This window comes from Bacillus sp. A015, from assembly GCF_053851875.1.
Genome location: NZ_JBSPZB010000018.1, coordinates 1 through 16,483 on the forward strand (window position 1 = coordinate 1; position 16,483 = coordinate 16,483).

The window sequence follows — 16,483 nt, forward strand, 5'->3', positions numbered from 1 at the left end:
CGAAGCTAGGCTAGGTGTGTGGGAGGCCTTTTTCATTAAATCTCATCCATCATACTTACGTTGAAAATAAAAAAGATTGTAGAAAAACATGAGTTTCTCTACAATCTGAGCGAACATGGTTATACATGTTCGCTTTTTGTCTGTTGATGCACCAGTCGATTACGATTGAACGAGTACCGAATCAACATCAACGCAACAAAACTGGCTAACCCGCCAATCCAGCTCAAATATGTGATCTTTGTATATTGGATGATCACGCCGCCCATTGACGATCCAAGCATCATGCCAATATTCATAATCGCTGTATTAAAGCTCAGCACGGTTTCTGATGCTTGGGGTTTTAGAGAGATGAGGTAAAACTGCTTCGCGGGCGTTGTCGTCCATGTGGCGATGCCCCATATGGCTAATGTGATCAAGACGCTAATTGTAGAAAATTGTGTAAAAAATAGGGTGAATAGAGCGAGCATCTGGATCATGATGCTGATCGAGATGGTTCGGTTTGGCCCCCATTGATCAACAGCGAAGCCGCCAAAGCGTGAGCCAATAAAAGCAGAAATCCCTAAAACGAGTAATGCGATACTTGTCATTTCAAGAGAAAAGCCAGCGGTTTGTCGTAATAATGGAGAGATATAAGCGAATACCATCGTGTAGCCTAAGATCCAAAAGGCTGTCGTTGCTAAGCCGCTGATCACCCTGCGATCTTGAAGGATTTGAACTTGCTGTTTCAATGGCACATGAGAATGTCCCTTCATGCGAGGTAATAATTGATAAAGAAGGATTAAGAGACAAGCGGTACCTAGAGCGATGATGAGAAAAATATAATGCCAATCCACATGTGCTGATAAAAATGTCCCGATTGGCACACCAAGTACCAACGAAACTGTAAACCCAGTGATGACAGTCGCCATCGCACTTCCCTTTTTTTCTGGCGGGGCGATCTGCGCTGCATAATTTGTGGCGACCACAATATATAAACCGCCGCTCATGGCCATGATGACCCGAGAAAGCATGAGCAGCACAAAATGATGGCTAAAAAAGGCGACCACATTGCCTAAAATAAACACAAAAATAGCCGATAACAAAACCTTTTTTCGGTTCAATTTCGACGTTGCCATAACTAAAAAGAGGGCGCCTACTGCATAAAAGAGAGAGTAGACCGTGATGAGCTGCCCGGCAGCAGGAATGGAGATGTGTAAATCAACAGAAATGATGTCTAGAATACCTGACACGACAAATTCTGAAGTGCCTGTGACAAATGAACCGACAGCTAAAAGAATAATCAATAGTTGATGAGATGTGTTTTTCATTTTTGAATCCTTCCTTCATTTTAAGACGTTGTGTTTAGTTTAAATTCCGTGCTAACATAAGTAAAATTGATGTTTTTCATGAAGGGGATGAGTAAATACTCATGAGCTTTGTTCGTTATGACATTATTGCGAAAGTGGTTGAGCTTAGCAGTTTTACAGCAGCAGCTGAGGCATTAAATATGACGCAGTCCGCCGTGAGTCATGCAGTGGCTAGTTTAGAGTCAGAGTGGGGTGTGTCTTTATTCATTCGTGACCGGAAAAAGGGCATTATGCTGACGGACATTGGTCAAACCCTTCTCCCGCATATTAGAGAAGTGTTAAATAGAGTGGAGAAGATCCAGCAAGAAATTGCTTTAACGAAAAATATCGAAATGGGCTTGATTCGTATCGGGACATTTGCCAGTGCATCCGCTTGTTTATTGCCTAAACTGCTTGTGAGCTATCAGAAAAAGCATCCGAAGATTGAATTCAAGTTTTATGAAGGGACGTATGAAGAAATATTGGAGTGGCTGGATTCTGGCATCATTGATGTTGGATTTGTTGTGAAAGGCAATGCAGATGAAACTTTTGATTTGTTGACGCTCATGAAAGATGAGATGGTGGTCGCCTATCACCCAAATCATCGTTTTGAGCAGCAGCCCATTGTAGACATAATAGATTTGGCGGATGAACCATTTATTATGCCGACTGGTATGTATCAATCACATGTAGAGGATATTTTTTCGGAGGCGCAAATGAAGCCATCTGTTTTGTTTGAGGTACATGATTGTACGACCATTGCCCGTATGGTCGGGGAAGGACTTGGTGTCACGATAGGCCCTGAGCTATTTTTGAAAACGCAGCAGCATGTGCAAATTAGTCAGCTGAATGTGTCACATCATCGTGAGGTTGCGCTCGCCTGTCCATCTCTCTCCCAAGCTTCCCCTGCAGTGAAAGAGTTTTTCCATGTAGCCGAGACGGTTTTTACAAAGGAGAGGAATTCGGAGAAGGGTGTATAAAGAACTAGATACGATTTTCCAAATTCGTGTAATAAGACGAATAAAGCGGACATTTCTTTGAAAAATGTTCGCTTTTCGTATTGTGTTTTAAAAATGAAGTTGGTACAATAGACACAGAAATCAAATAGATAGAAGTCGTATAATCGCGGGGATATGGCCCGCAAGTTTCTACCAAGCTACCGTAAATGGCTTGACTACGTCAATTCACACTCGTTTGATATAAATCATGCATTGTTCTTGTTTTATGTCACGTTCTGAATTCACAATTGTAGTCAAGCGTCCCAAACTGTTGGGGCGTTTTTTATTTGACTTGTGAATGGGACAGACTAAAGCAAAAGGACATGAAGGGAGTCAGTTGGCTTTGAAACAGTTTTTTCAGTTTGATGAGTTAGGAACGAATTATCGCAGAGAGATCATCGGCGGTTTAACGACATTTTTGTCGATGGCTTACATCTTGTTTGTCAATCCGATCACACTTGCTTTAGTGGCAGTACCGGATTTTCCAGATAAATTACGAATTGATCAGGGGGCTGTCTTTACAGCAACAGCGTTAGCCTCTGCTGCAGGGTGTATCCTGATGGGATTGATCGCCAGGTATCCGATTGCGATTGCACCAGGTATGGGTCTGAATGCGTTCTTCGCTTTCTCGGTTGTTCTTGGCATGGGAATCTCATGGCAGGCAGCATTATCAGGTGTTTTTGTTTCAGGATTGATTTTCGTTGCCCTTTCTTTAACAGGTTTCCGTGAAAAAATCATCAACGCCATTCCGGCTGAGCTGAAGCTGGCGGTTGGTGCTGGTATTGGTTTGTTCATTACGTTTGTCGGTCTGCAAGGCTCTGGCATTATCGCCAATAATGATAATACGCTCGTTTCTATCGGGAACATTCATAGTGGTCCTGTGCTGTTAACGGTGTTTGGTATTGTGGTGACTGTCATTTTAATGGTTCTTCGTGTGAATGCAGGTGTCTTCATTGGGATGCTTGTGACAGCTATTGCTGGAATGATCTTTGGTCTTGTGCCAGTACCATCTCAAATTGTGGGAAGCATTCCAAGTCTGTCTCCAACCTTTGGGCAAGCCTTGATTCACTTGCCAGAGATCTTCTCGATCCAAATGCTTGTTGTCATTTTAACGTTCCTATTCGTTGGGTTCTTTGATACAGCTGGTACACTTGTGGCTGTGGCAACCCAAGCTGGTTTAATGAAAAATAATGAGCTACCGCGTGCAGGAAGAGCATTGCTGGCGGATTCTTCTTCTATTGTTGTGGGGTCTGTTCTTGGAACATCTACAACGACATCTTATGTTGAATCCAGCTCAGGTGTTGCTGCTGGTGCTCGTTCTGGTTTTGCAGCTGTCGTAACAGGTATTTTTTTCTTGCTTGCGATGTTCTTCTCGCCGCTATTATCAATTGTTACAAAAAATGTGACAGCACCTGCTTTAATCATTGTCGGTGCATTGATGGTAGCTCCGCTAGCGAAAATTGCCTGGGATCGTTTTGAAATTGCTGTACCAGCTTTCTTAACGATGATTATGATGCCACTGACATACAGTATTGCAACAGGGATTGCGGTTGGCTTTATTTTCTACCCGATCACCATGATCTTTAAAGGGAAAGCGAAAGAAGTGCATCCAATTATGTACGGATTGTTTGTCATCTTTATTCTTTACTTTGCGTTCTTAAATCATTAATTGTTCGCCTAAAACAGCAGCTCATGGAAGCTGCTGTTTTTTTGTTTTGTCTTATTTTCTTGCCATTTTAAAACCTCTGCGGTCTTTTATCCGTCTATTCGTATGAAGGTCAAGGAATCTTGACTGAATAGAGAGACTCCGCTACTTTAATAGGAGTCATCCGAACAGGTCATTCACCTGAGCCTGTACGGATTGGGATAGGAGTTGATATGAGATGTTAGAGAAAGATCAAGAGCAGGTCACATCTGAAACGAGAAACGAAGAGTCATCAATAGATCAAGAAACAAGGCAATCCCGCCTCAGCCGCAGCGCTGCAAAACGAGGGAGAACCTCCAAGCCAGCTGATGATGAGCGTTCAGCCATTCAGCGCATCATGAGAGGTGTAGGCGGCGCTTTTAAGCGCTATGGCTCATATGGACTTGCGATGTTAAAATCACCGAGTCAAGCGATAAATCAAGCGGAAACACTGCGCATGAAGTACGCCTGGATTTCAATTGTGTTATTCAGCGTGTTTTTTGCTTTAGGTAACTATGTTCAATTAAAGGCGTCAAAGACCCGTTTATTAGGCTTTGGCATTCATTATTCTTTTGGCGACGCCTTTTTGAGGGTAGCCGTCTTTACACTCATCTTGTTGACATTGATGATGCTCACGGTTTGGGTGCTTGGGAAGTACATGCTGAAAGGGAACATATCGCTGAAAGAAGTGATCATGAAATTTGGGGCAGCGCTTGTGCCGGTGCTTCTTTTATCCATTCTTTGGCTTGTATTTGCCATGCTGAATATTCCATATGTGACCGTCATGTTATCTGTAATGATGTTTTTTGGTCTCCAGTTAATAGCTGTTGTGCTCTTTCGTTCCATTCAATCGGAGCATGAAGCCGTACGTGGAGATTTGATGTATGCCGGCTGGGCATTTTTATTGGTTGAGCTGATCATCATTGCACTGCTGTGGAGCATTGTTGGAGAGTATTTGATTCCATCACTTGTTCCTGTCCGGTTTGGATAAAATATTTGTGAAAACCTCCTTTTTTCGAAAAGGAGGTTTCAGATTGTTGGCAAAGGGCTAAAATGAACTTTATTTTAGCCCTTTGTCTTCTTTTCAGCGTGATAGAAAACCTTTGAAGTCTAGGAAGGACGAGTACCGGAGCGGAGCGAATTTGACATTCGTGAGCACCGGCACGCAGGACTGACAAAGAATGCGAGGGTTTGTCTACACGCTGAACCTCCTTTTTTCGAAAAGGAGGTTTTCATGTTGAGAAGAGGAAAAAACGGGTAAACTCTTGGTAACAAAGGCCACCCTTGTTGTCGAAAGATATATGTGTTTTTCTCGCGCAAATTTGATTGTATCAAGGTTTGTTCTCTAGTAGAATATGTGGTGCTTTATTTGATTTTTAGTGCAGGGGGTTCGAATCGTGCTTCAACAACTTTTATCCAATGCGTTCACCATGGTTTTGATCATTTTAGTGATTAATATTGTCTATGTCTCTTTCTCCACCATGCGTTTGATTTTAACAATGAAAGGCAGACGATACGCAGCTGCCTTTGCTGGTACAGTCGAAATGCTCATTTATGTCATTGGGTTAAGTATCGTGCTCGATAACTTAGATCAAGTACAAAATGTCATTGCTTATGCGTTAGGTTATGGGATTGGGATCATTGTCGGGATGAAAATTGAAGAGAAGCTGGCACTTGGCTACATTACTGTGAACGTGATTACAAAAGAATTGGATCTTGATCTCCCAAGACAACTGAGGGAAAAAGGATATGGTGTCACCACCTGGGCAGCAGGCGGTCTTGAAGGAGACCGGTCAGCAATGCAAATTTTAACACCGAGAAAATATGAACTGCAATTATATGAAACGATTAAAACGCTTGATTCAAAGGCGTTTATCATCTCATATGAGCCCAAATCGATTCACGGCGGCTTCTGGGTGAAGGCTGTGAAGAAAAGGAGAATTAAAGAATGACCGCAAAACCAAAGAAGAAGAAATTCTACGTGGAAGACAACATGACGATCGACCAAGTGTTGTCCCAGATGGCAGAAGAAGGCTATTCGCCTGTCCGTCGAATGGAGGAGCCGATCTTTCAGGAAAAGAAGGAAAATGGGTCGATTCAGATCATTCCGATTGGGAAAAAAATCGTATTTGAAGGAAAAATAGTCTAAACACGAACATTAAAACGACGACTTCATAGATTGTTCGATAAATCCGTTGACATCATGAACATCCGTTGTTAAGATAAACATGAAATCAAAACACGAACCTCATATAATCTTGGGAATATGGCCCATAAGTTTCTACCCAGTTACCGTAAATGACTGGACTATGCAGGATAGTGAACAAAACTGACATGGCGTTTAAAAAAAGCGAACAGCGCTTACCATGGCCCGGTTTGTGTTGCTTCCTAACAATGCAATGCAAATCGGGTCTTTTTGTTCGGCGTTTGACAAGCTGCTTAGGTTTGGGGAGCGTGTCAAACGATACAAAATCGAATATCAGCTTAAAGGTGGGGACAAAATGAAGCCGCTTGTAGGTGTCATCATGGGAAGTACATCTGATTGGGAAACAATGAAAAATGCGTGCGATATCTTAGAGGAATTAGACATTCCGTATGAAAAACAGGTTGTATCCGCACATCGGACACCTGATTTGATGTTTGAATATGCGACTGAAGCAAGAGGTAAAGGACTAAAGGTCATTATTGCCGGTGCTGGAGGCGCAGCACATTTACCGGGGATGGTCGCAGCAAAAACGACACTGCCGGTCATTGGTGTGCCCGTTCAATCAAAAGCATTAAATGGGCTGGATTCGTTATTATCCATCGTTCAAATGCCAGGCGGTGTGCCAGTTGCGACAGTGGCTATTGGCAAAGCCGGTGCAACAAATGCAGGCCTGCTAGCCGCACAAATGATCTCAGCATTTGATGAAACTATTGCAGCTCGTCTTGAAGAAAGAAGAGAGCAAACAAAACAGACTGTACTAGAAAGCAGTGATCAGCTTGGCTAAGCAGACCATTTTTCCGAACGCAACCATCGGTATTATCGGCGGAGGACAGCTTGGGAGATACATGGCCGTCAGTGCAAAGCAAATGGGGTACCGGGCAGCTGCCCTAGATCCAGTCACACAATCTCCATGTGGACAGGTTGCTGATACTGAAATCACAGCCGCATATAGTGACCTTGAAGCGATTCGAAAGCTAGCGGAAATCAGCGATGTGGTGACATATGAGTTTGAAAATATTGATTATGATGCACTTAATCAGCTGAAGGAAGAGGCGTATTTACCGCAAGGAAGCGAACTTCTTCTGTTAACTCAAAACCGTGAAAGCGAGAAAAAAGGAATTGAAGACGCAGGCTGTGAAGTAGCACCTTACCGCATCATTCATGATGAAAAGGAGCTAGAAGACGCAGCGGGCGTGCTTGGATTGCCTGCTGTACTGAAAACATGCAGGGGCGGTTACGACGGAAAAGGACAGTACGTGATCAAAGAGAAAGGGCAGTTTCATGAAGCTGCTGCACTCCTCACTCACGGAACTTGTATTTTAGAAAGCTGGGTCCCATTTCAAATGGAGCTCTCAGTCATCGTCACGCGGTCTGTTCATGGAGAAATTGCGGTATTCCCAGTCGCTGAGAACATTCATAAGCACAATATTTTATTCCAAAGCATTGTGCCTGCAAGGGTAGATGACCGCATTGAGGAAAAGGCGAAAGAGCTGGCAACGACACTGGCTGAAAAGCTAGGGCTAGTCGGTACACTTGCTGTAGAACTGTTCCTGACAAACGAAGGAAAGCTGCTCGTCAATGAACTGGCACCTCGCCCGCATAATTCTGGTCACTATACACTCGATTTATGTGAGACGAGTCAGTTTGAACAGCACATCCGTGCGATATGTGGTTTGCCGCTTGGCGGTACATCCCTTTTATCAGAGGGCATGATGGTGAACTTATTAGGCGATGAAGTAGACATCCCAAAAGAGCATCCTGAGCTTCTAAAGGAAGCGAAGCTTTATCTATATGGAAAGCATGAAGTAAAAGCCGGCCGCAAAATGGGGCATATGACGTTTATGAAAAAGCTCGATGATGAATGGATGACAAACATCACAAACATATGGACTGAAAGAGATGGAGGAAACGGTAAATGATCGAACGTTACGCACGACCAGAAATGTCAGCAATCTGGACAGAGGAAAACAAATTTAATGCATGGCTTGAAGTAGAAATTCTCGCTTGTGAAGCTTGGGCAGAACTTGGCATCATTCCGAAAGAAGACGTTGTGACAATGCGCAAGAATGCAAGCTTTGATATTGGACGTATTTTAGAGATTGAACAAGACACGCGCCACGACGTGGTTGCCTTTACGCGTGCTGTATCTGAATCTCTAGGAGAAGAAAGAAAGTGGGTTCATTACGGGTTAACCTCTACAGACGTAGTGGATACGGCGCTTTCATATCTATTAAAACAGGCGAACGATATTTTGCTCAAGGACATTGAGAGATTTGTTGACATACTAAAAGAAAAAGCAAAAGAGCACAAATATACCGTCATGATGGGCCGTACACACGGTGTACACGCTGAACCGACAACATTTGGCCTGAAGCTTGCTCTTTGGTACGAAGAAATGAAGCGTAACTTAGAACGTTTTAAACAAGCAAAAGCTGGCATCGAATTCGGTAAAATCTCTGGTGCTGTTGGCACATATGCGAACATCGACCCGTTTGTTGAGCAATATGTATGTGAGAAACTTGGCATCAAAGCTGCACCAATTTCTACCCAAACCTTGCAGCGTGATCGTCATGCAGATTACATGGCAACCCTTGCTTTAGTGGCTACAAGCATTGAGAAATTTGCTGTTGAAATTCGTGGTCTCCAAAAGAGTGAAACACGCGAAGTAGAAGAGTTCTTCGCAAAGGGACAAAAAGGATCATCAGCGATGCCGCATAAACGGAACCCAATCGGCTCTGAAAACATGACGGGGATTGCCCGCGTCATCCGTGGTTATATGCTGACAGCTTATGAAAATGTACCGCTTTGGCATGAGCGTGATATTTCTCATTCATCTGCTGAGCGCATCATTTTACCAGATGCAACGATTGCACTGAACTATATGCTGAATCGTTTCTCAAACATCGTGAAAAACTTGACGGTCTTCCCTGAGAACATGAAACGCAACATGGATCGCACACTTGGCTTGATTTACTCACAGCGTGTTCTTCTCGCGTTAATCGATACAGGCATGGCACGTGAAGAAGCTTATGACACCGTTCAGCCAAAGGCAATGGAAGCTTGGGAAAAGCAAGTGCATTTCCGTTCATTAGTAGAAGCGGAAGAAAAAATCACATCGCGCTTAACACCTGAACAAATCGCTGACTGCTTCGATTACAACTATCACTTGAAAAATGTCGATATGATTTTCGAACGTCTAGGTCTTGCGTAAGAAATGGGCCGCCTGCTCGTCAGGCGCCAATCCTGAAAATTGCCAACATTCAAATTAGGAGGCCAACCTGAATGACTGTGAAACAAGAACTTCTCTACGAAGGCAAAGCGAAAAAAATCTATCAGACCGATGACGACCATATTTTATATGTCGAATATAAAGATTCAGCCACAGCATTTAACGGTGAAAAGAAAGCAGAAATTGAAGGCAAAGGCAGACTGAACAACGAAATTTCAAGCTTAATCTTTCAAATGCTGCATGAGAAAGGGATCAACAATCACTTTGTGAAACGTCTCTCTGAAACAGAACAGCTCATTCAAAAGGTACAGATTGTTCCGCTTGAAGTGGTTGTACGAAACGTTGTGGCAGGCAGTATGTCAAAGCGCCTCGGAATCCCAGAAGGAACGAAACTGTACACACCTTTGATCGAGTTTTACTACAAGGATGATGCACTCGGTGATCCGCTCATTACAGAAGATCATATTCGCATTTTACATGCAGCGACACCTGAGCAGGTGGAGGAAATGAAACAGATCACAAGACAAGTGAATGAAGAGTTAAAGCAAATCTTCTCAGATTGCCATGTGAATTTAATTGATTTCAAGCTTGAATTCGGAATAGATCACGAGAATCGTATTTTGCTGGCTGATGAGATTTCACCTGATACGTGCAGGCTTTGGGACAAAGACACAAACGAAAAGCTTGATAAAGACGTGTTCAGACGAAACCTGGGCGGCTTAACGAATGCATACGAAGAAATTTTCAAAAGACTTGGAGGCCATAAACATGTATAAAGTGAAAATTTTTGTCAGCTTAAAAGAGAGCGTTCTTGATCCACAAGGAAGTGCCGTGCAGCACGCTTTGCACAGCATGTCTTATCAGGAAGTAAAGGATGTCCGTATCGGGAAATACATGGAGCTTGTCATTGAAAAATCAGATCGTGATTTAGACACAGTCGTAAAAGAAATGTGTGAAAAATTACTTGCCAACACGGTGATTGAAGATTACCGCTATGAGGTGGAGGAGGTTGTCGCACAGTGAAGTTTGCAGTGATCGTCTTGCCTGGCTCTAACTGTGATATCGATATGTACCATGCGATTCAAGATGAGTTAGGTGAACAAGTTGAATATGTATGGCACGACGAAACGAGTCTTGACCGATTTGACGGTATACTCGTACCAGGCGGTTTCTCTTATGGGGATTACTTAAGATGTGGTGCGATTGCTCGCTTCTCTAACATCATGCCGGCTGTGAAAAAAGCAGCTGAGGAAGGAAAACCTGTTCTTGGTGTTTGTAACGGGTTCCAAATTCTTCAGGAGCTTGGCATTCTTCCAGGTGCGATGAGACGGAATAAAGACCTGAAATTTATCTGTCGTCCAGTTGAACTCATTGTAGAGAACAACGAAACGCAATTTACAAGCGGCTATCAAAAAGGCGAATCCATTACGATTCCTGTAGCACATGGTGAAGGCAACTTCTACTGTGACGAAGACACTTTAGCGAAGCTGATTGAACGAGGCCAAATCGCTTTCACTTACGGAGGCGATATTAACGGCAGTGTCAATCGAATCGCAGGTGTAACGAATGAAGAGGGCAATGTACTCGGCATGATGCCGCACCCTGAGCGCGCGGTTGATTCATTACTAGGCAGCGCAGACGGACTTAAATTGTTTCAATCTATCGTGAAAAATTGGAGGGACACTCATGTCACTACTGCTTGAACCAAGTCACAAGCAAATTAAAGAAGAGAAATTGTATCAGCAAATGGGATTGAGTGATGAAGAATTCGCTTTAATCGAATCCATTATTGGCAGGCTGCCAAACTACACAGAAACGGGTATCTTTTCTGTGATGTGGTCAGAGCATTGCAGTTATAAAAACTCGAAGCCTGTTTTAAGCAAATTCCCGACAAAAGGAGAACATGTTCTTCAAGGCCCTGGGGAAGGCGCTGGAATCGTTGATATTGGAGACAACCAAGCGGTTGTATTTAAAATCGAATCACATAACCATCCATCTGCGATTGAACCGTATCAAGGAGCGGCAACAGGTGTCGGCGGGATTATCCGTGATGTATTCTCTATGGGTGCGCGTCCAATTGCTGTATTAAACTCTCTTCGTTTTGGTGAACTGACTTCACCGCGCGTGAAGTACTTGTTTGAAGAAGTAGTGGCAGGGATCGCAGGCTATGGAAACTGTATCGGTATTCCAACAGTCGGCGGAGAGGTTCATTTTGATCAAAGCTATGAAGGCAACCCGCTTGTTAACGCGATGTGCGTTGGCTTAATCAATCATGAGGACATCAAAAAAGGGCAGGCCAAGGGTGTTGGCAATACGGTCATGTATGTTGGTGCCAAAACGGGACGTGACGGGATTCACGGTGCAACATTTGCCTCTGAAGAATTTTCTGATGGATCAGAAGAAAAACGTTCAGCTGTTCAAGTGGGCGATCCGTTCATGGAAAAGCTATTGCTTGAAGCGTGCCTTGAAGTCATCAAAAACGATGCGCTCGTTGGCATTCAAGATATGGGAGCAGCTGGCTTAACAAGCTCAAGTGCGGAAATGGCCAGTAAAGCAGGTTCTGGTATCGAGATGAACCTAGACCTCATTCCGCAGCGTGAAACAGGCATGACGGCCTATGAAATGATGCTGTCTGAATCGCAAGAGAGAATGCTTTTGGTCATTGAAAAAGGCCGCGAACAAGAAATCATTGATATCTTCGAAAAATACGATCTTGAAGCTGTATCAGTCGGTCATGTGACAGATGATAAAATGCTTCGTTTACTCCATCAAGGAGAAGTAGTTTGTGAGCTTCCTGTTGATGCACTTGCAGAGGAAGCACCGGTTTATCACAAGCCGTCAAGTGAGCCTGCTTACTATCGTGAGTTCTTAGAAACAAAAGTCGAAGCACCTGACATTACAGATGCAGCACATACGTTAAAGCAGCTCCTCCAGCAGCCAACGATTGCAAGTAAAGAATGGGTTTACGATCAATACGACTATATGGTTCGAACAAATACAGTCGTTGCACCGGGCTCTGATGCGGGCGTTTTAAGAATCCGCGGAACGAAAAAAGCCCTGGCGATGACAACAGATTGTAACGCACGCTATCTCTACCTTGATCCAGAGGTCGGCGGGAAAATCGCAGTCGCAGAAGCAGCACGTAACATTGTCTGCTCAGGCGCTCGTCCTCTTGCAGTAACAGATAACCTGAACTTCGGTAACCCGGAGAAACCAGAAATTTTCTGGCAAATTGAAAAGTCTGCTGACGGCATTAGCGAAGCATGCCGTACGCTAAGCACACCGGTTATCGGTGGTAATGTCTCTTTATATAACGAATCAAATGGAACAGCGATTTACCCAACACCTGTCATTGGGATGGTTGGTTTGGTTAGAGATACAGCTCATATTACAACTCAATCGTTCCAGCAGGCAGGCGACGTGATTTTCGTCATTGGTGAGACGAAGGAAGAATTTGCAGGCAGTGAGCTTCAAAAGATGACAGAAGGCCGTATCTACGGAAAAGCACCTGAAATTGATTTGGATGTCGAGCTCACGCGTCAGGAAGCCCTTCTAGCGGCGATTCAAAACGGACTTGTTCAATCAGCGCATGATGTAACTGAAGGCGGACTTGGTGTGGCACTTGCTGAGAGTACGTTTGGAACAGACGGCCTTGGTGCTGATATCCAAATCGATTTAAACAGCGAAGCATCATTATTCAGTGAATCGCAGTCACGTTTTGTTGTGACAGTCAAGCCAGAGCACCGCGAAGCGTTTGCTGCGGCTGTGAAGGATGCAAAAGAAGTCGGAACGGTTACAAATGATGGTGTGTTTATCGTCAAAAATCAAGAAGGACAACAATGGATTCATGCGGCGGTCAACGAGCTTGAACGCGCATGGAAAGGAGCGATCCCATGCTTGCTGAAATCAGAGGCTTAAACGAAGAGTGTGGTGTCTTTGGGGTTTGGGGACACGAAGAAGCCCCGCAAATCACATATTACGGATTGCATAGCCTTCAGCACCGAGGACAGGAAGGTGCGGGAATCATTGCAACAGATGGTGAAAACCTGACGTCACACAAAGGCCTTGGACTGATTACGGAAGTCTTTCAAAACGGTGAGCTAAAGGATTTAAAGGGAAGAGGAGCGATCGGACACGTTCGGTATGCGACAGCAGGCGGAGGCGGCTTTGAAAATGTGCAGCCCCTCTTCTTTCGCTCGCAAAATAACGGCAGTCTTGCCCTTGCTCATAACGGGAACTTAGTGAATGCAACGCAATTAAAGCAGCAGCTTGAGAACCAAGGGAGCATTTTTCAAACTTCCTCTGATACAGAGGTGCTGGCTCACTTAATTAAGCGAAGCGGGTATGTTGAATTGAAGGAACAGATCAAAAATGCCCTGTCTATGCTTAAAGGAGCCTATGCTTTCTTAATTATGACGGAAACAGAAATGATTGTGGCGCTTGATCCGAACGGCTTACGTCCACTTTCACTTGGTATGCTTGGGGACGCTTATGTTGTCGCTTCTGAAACATGTGCATTTGATGTCGTCGGCGCAACGTATTTACGAGATGTGGAGCCTGGCGAAATGCTGATCATTAATGATGAAGGATTAAAATCTGAGCGCTTCTCTATGAACATTAACCGCAGCATGTGCAGCATGGAATATATTTATTTCTCAAGACCTGACAGCAACATCAATGGCATCAACGTGCATAGTGCGAGAAAGAATCTTGGCAAGAAGCTTGCAGAAGAAGCCCATGTGGAAGCAGATGTTGTCACAGGGGTACCAGATTCTAGTATTTCTGCAGCGATTGGATATGCCGAAGCAACAGGCATTCCGTATGAGCTTGGTTTAATTAAAAACCGATATGTCGGCCGGACATTTATTCAGCCGTCTCAAGCATTGCGTGAGCAGGGCGTGCGTATGAAGCTGTCTGCTGTGCGCGGGGTTGTCGAAGGAAAGCGTGTTGTCATGGTGGATGATTCGATCGTACGCGGAACAACGAGCCGCCGAATTGTTACGATGCTAAGAGAAGCGGGTGCAACGGAAGTGCATGTACGCATTAGTTCACCGCCAATCGCTCATCCGTGTTTTTATGGAATTGATACGTCCACACACGAAGAACTGATTGCTTCTTCTCATTCAGTTGAAGAAATTAGACAGGAAATCGGTGCAGACTCCATTGCATTTTTATCTGTAGACGGTTTAATGGACGGGATTGGCAGAACGTATGATGATCCGCAGCGTGGTCAGTGTTTAGCATGCTTTACTGGAAAATACCCGACTGAAATTTATGAAGATACTGTCCTTCCGCATGTGAAGGAAACAGTCCTGACGAAATAATCGAATAATGGAGCAGCAGTCAAGATGATTTGATATGCTGCTCTTTCATTCTGCCGAAAATACATGGAAGAAAGCAGATAAAAGGAGTGAATGGGATGTCAGAAGCATATAAAAACGCCGGTGTCGACATCGAAGCAGGATACGAAGCTGTCAAGCGAATGAAAACACACGTAGAACATACAAAACGAGCAGGCGTCATGGGTGCTCTAGGCGGATTTGGCGGTATGTTTGATTTATCTGAGCTGTCATACAAAAAGCCTGTTCTTGTCTCAGGAACAGATGGTGTTGGCACAAAATTAAAGCTCGCTTTTTTAATGGATAAGCACGATACAATCGGTGTAGATGCCGTCGCTATGTGTGTCAACGATGTGCTGGCACAAGGTGCAGAACCGCTCTTTTTCTTAGATTACTTAGCCGTCGGAAAAGCAGATCCTTTGAAAATTGAATCCATTGTCAAAGGGGTGGCTGACGGCTGCGAGCAGTCTGGTTCGGCGCTTGTCGGCGGAGAGACAGCAGAAATGCCAGGTCTTTACACAGAAGATGAATATGATATTGCTGGTTTTTCTGTAGGCGTCGTTGAAAAGGATGAAATCGTGACAGGAAACGGTATGAAAGAGGGGCATTTGCTCATTGGACTCAGCTCAAGCGGAATTCATAGCAATGGCTACTCTCTCGTTCGCAAAGTATTGCTGGAAGACGCTGGTCTTGACCTTCATCAAACGTATGCACCTTTTACAAGACCGCTTGGAGAAGAGCTGCTTGAACCGACGAAAATTTATGTAAAGCCTGTTCTCAAACAAGTGAAAGCCGGTAAAATTGACGGCATGGCACATGTGACGGGCGGCGGCTTTATTGAGAATTTACCACGTATGCTGCCTGAGGGACTTGGCGTTGAGATTGATAACGGTTCATGGCCAGTACCGCCTATTTTCTCCTTTATTCAAGAAAAGGGTCAGTTAAAGTCAGAAGAGATGTTCAACGTGTTTAATATGGGCATTGGCTTTGTCTTAGCGGTAAAAGAGAATGATTTAGTTGATGTGATCAGCGGGCTTGAACAAGACGGAGAAAAAGCATTTCTCATCGGTCGTGTTCAAAAAGGAGAAGGTGTCACATTCGGCGGTGGAAGCCTCTCATGAAAAAGTTTGCGATCTTCGCCTCTGGAAGCGGGACGAATTTTCAAGCCATTATAGATACGTTAAAAGAAGAACAGTGGCAGGCAGAGGCCGCCATTGTGATTTGTGATAAACCGGGTGCGAAGGTGCTGGAGCGTGCTGAGAAAGAGGGCATTCCCTCCTTTGCTTTTACGCCCAAGGCTTTTCCAAGCAAAGCCGCTTTTGAACAAACCATTATTGAACAGCTTACGCTGCATGAAGTGGAATGGATTTTCTTAGCTGGGTATATGAGACTGATTGGTCCGACATTACTTGAAGCATTCAGAGGAAAAATTGTGAATATCCACCCGTCCTTACTGCCAGCCTTTCCAGGGCTTGATGCCATTGGCCAAGCCTATCAAGCAGGAGTCAAAGTAGCAGGCATCACTGTCCATTATGTTGACGAAGGCATGGATACGGGCCCGATAATTGACCAAGCAGCGATTCATATTGAGCAAGGCGAAGACCTTGAATCGATTGAAAAAAGAATGCACGAACTAGAACACACACTATATCCAAAAGTGATCAAATCACTTTTAGAATTATCTTAATGAGGTGACAAAGGC

Annotated in this window: 16 protein-coding genes and 2 riboswitches; of the genes, 15 read left to right on the plus strand and 1 reads right to left on the minus strand. The window is 44.2% G+C overall.

Annotation, left to right across the window (positions count from 1 at the left end):
• Window positions 1-119 precede the first annotated feature (119 nt).
• A complete protein-coding gene (locus ACSLGF_RS14245; RefSeq protein WP_456006539.1) occupies window positions 120-1,307 on the minus strand; it encodes an MFS transporter in 1,188 nt (395 codons plus the stop codon).
• 101 nt (window positions 1,308-1,408) lie between these two features.
• Here ACSLGF_RS14245 and ACSLGF_RS14250 point away from each other — a divergent pair, with 101 nt between their 5' ends.
• From ACSLGF_RS14250 to purN, 15 genes are all read left to right on the plus strand, one after another.
• Window positions 1,409-2,305, plus strand: coding sequence for a LysR family transcriptional regulator (locus tag ACSLGF_RS14250; RefSeq protein ID WP_456006541.1), 897 nt, complete (start codon window positions 1,409-1,411; stop codon window positions 2,303-2,305).
• Window positions 2,306-2,420: 115 nt separating this feature from the next.
• Window positions 2,421-2,522: riboswitch (purine riboswitch) on the plus strand.
• 144 nt (window positions 2,523-2,666) lie between these two features.
• Window positions 2,667-3,992 carry an NCS2 family permease gene (locus tag ACSLGF_RS14255; protein WP_456006543.1) on the plus strand — a complete coding sequence of 442 codons (1,326 nt, stop codon included), beginning with the start codon at window positions 2,667-2,669 and terminating at the stop codon, window positions 3,990-3,992.
• A 214-nt stretch (window positions 3,993-4,206) separates the two neighbouring features.
• The gene (locus ACSLGF_RS14260; RefSeq protein WP_456006545.1) at window positions 4,207-4,998 is read left to right on the plus strand and encodes a hypothetical protein; all 792 of its coding nucleotides are present in this window, start codon (window positions 4,207-4,209) and stop codon (window positions 4,996-4,998) included.
• Between the two features lie 406 nt (window positions 4,999-5,404).
• Window positions 5,405-5,959 carry a DUF2179 domain-containing protein gene (locus ACSLGF_RS14265; protein ID WP_456006547.1) on the plus strand — a complete coding sequence of 185 codons (555 nt, stop codon included), beginning with the start codon at window positions 5,405-5,407 and terminating at the stop codon, window positions 5,957-5,959.
• Window positions 5,956-6,156, plus strand: coding sequence for an NETI motif-containing protein (locus ACSLGF_RS14270; RefSeq protein ID WP_099727399.1), 201 nt, complete (start codon window positions 5,956-5,958; stop codon window positions 6,154-6,156). The genes ACSLGF_RS14265 and ACSLGF_RS14270 overlap by 4 nt, the downstream gene beginning before the upstream one ends.
• A gap of 79 nt (window positions 6,157-6,235) precedes the next feature.
• Window positions 6,236-6,337: riboswitch (purine riboswitch) on the plus strand.
• 171 nt (window positions 6,338-6,508) lie between these two features.
• A complete protein-coding gene (purE, locus tag ACSLGF_RS14275) occupies window positions 6,509-6,997 on the plus strand; it encodes a 5-(carboxyamino)imidazole ribonucleotide mutase (RefSeq protein ID WP_050945777.1) in 489 nt (162 codons plus the stop codon).
• Complete coding sequence (purK, locus tag ACSLGF_RS14280; RefSeq protein ID WP_456006549.1) at window positions 6,990-8,132, plus strand: 5-(carboxyamino)imidazole ribonucleotide synthase; 1,143 nt, start codon at window positions 6,990-6,992, stop codon at window positions 8,130-8,132. The genes purE and purK overlap by 8 nt, the downstream gene beginning before the upstream one ends.
• Entirely contained in the window at window positions 8,129-9,424 is a 1,296-nt protein-coding gene (gene purB, locus ACSLGF_RS14285) for an adenylosuccinate lyase (RefSeq protein ID WP_099727396.1), read from the plus strand. The genes purK and purB overlap by 4 nt, the downstream gene beginning before the upstream one ends.
• A 71-nt stretch (window positions 9,425-9,495) precedes the next feature.
• Window positions 9,496-10,218, plus strand: a complete 723-nt coding sequence (gene purC, locus ACSLGF_RS14290; protein WP_456006552.1) for a phosphoribosylaminoimidazolesuccinocarboxamide synthase — start codon at window positions 9,496-9,498, stop codon at window positions 10,216-10,218.
• Window positions 10,211-10,465 (plus strand): phosphoribosylformylglycinamidine synthase subunit PurS, encoded by a 255-nt coding sequence (gene purS / locus ACSLGF_RS14295; RefSeq protein WP_003214349.1) that lies wholly within the window; start codon window positions 10,211-10,213, stop codon window positions 10,463-10,465. The genes purC and purS overlap by 8 nt, the downstream gene beginning before the upstream one ends.
• The gene (purQ, locus tag ACSLGF_RS14300) at window positions 10,462-11,145 is read left to right on the plus strand and encodes a phosphoribosylformylglycinamidine synthase subunit PurQ (protein WP_456006554.1); all 684 of its coding nucleotides are present in this window, start codon (window positions 10,462-10,464) and stop codon (window positions 11,143-11,145) included. The genes purS and purQ overlap by 4 nt, the downstream gene beginning before the upstream one ends.
• Window positions 11,129-13,360, plus strand: coding sequence for a phosphoribosylformylglycinamidine synthase subunit PurL (gene purL, locus ACSLGF_RS14305; RefSeq protein ID WP_456006556.1), 2,232 nt, complete (start codon window positions 11,129-11,131; stop codon window positions 13,358-13,360). Before purQ ends, purL begins: the two co-directional genes overlap by 17 nt.
• Window positions 13,336-14,766, plus strand: a complete 1,431-nt coding sequence (purF, locus tag ACSLGF_RS14310) for an amidophosphoribosyltransferase (RefSeq protein ID WP_099727392.1) — start codon at window positions 13,336-13,338, stop codon at window positions 14,764-14,766. Before purL ends, purF begins: the two co-directional genes overlap by 25 nt.
• A 95-nt stretch (window positions 14,767-14,861) precedes the next feature.
• Complete coding sequence (purM, locus tag ACSLGF_RS14315) at window positions 14,862-15,902, plus strand: phosphoribosylformylglycinamidine cyclo-ligase (protein ID WP_456006558.1); 1,041 nt, start codon at window positions 14,862-14,864, stop codon at window positions 15,900-15,902.
• Window positions 15,899-16,468, plus strand: a complete 570-nt coding sequence (purN, locus tag ACSLGF_RS14320; protein WP_456006561.1) for a phosphoribosylglycinamide formyltransferase — start codon at window positions 15,899-15,901, stop codon at window positions 16,466-16,468. Before purM ends, purN begins: the two co-directional genes overlap by 4 nt.
• The last annotated feature ends 15 nt before the right edge of the window (window positions 16,469-16,483 follow it).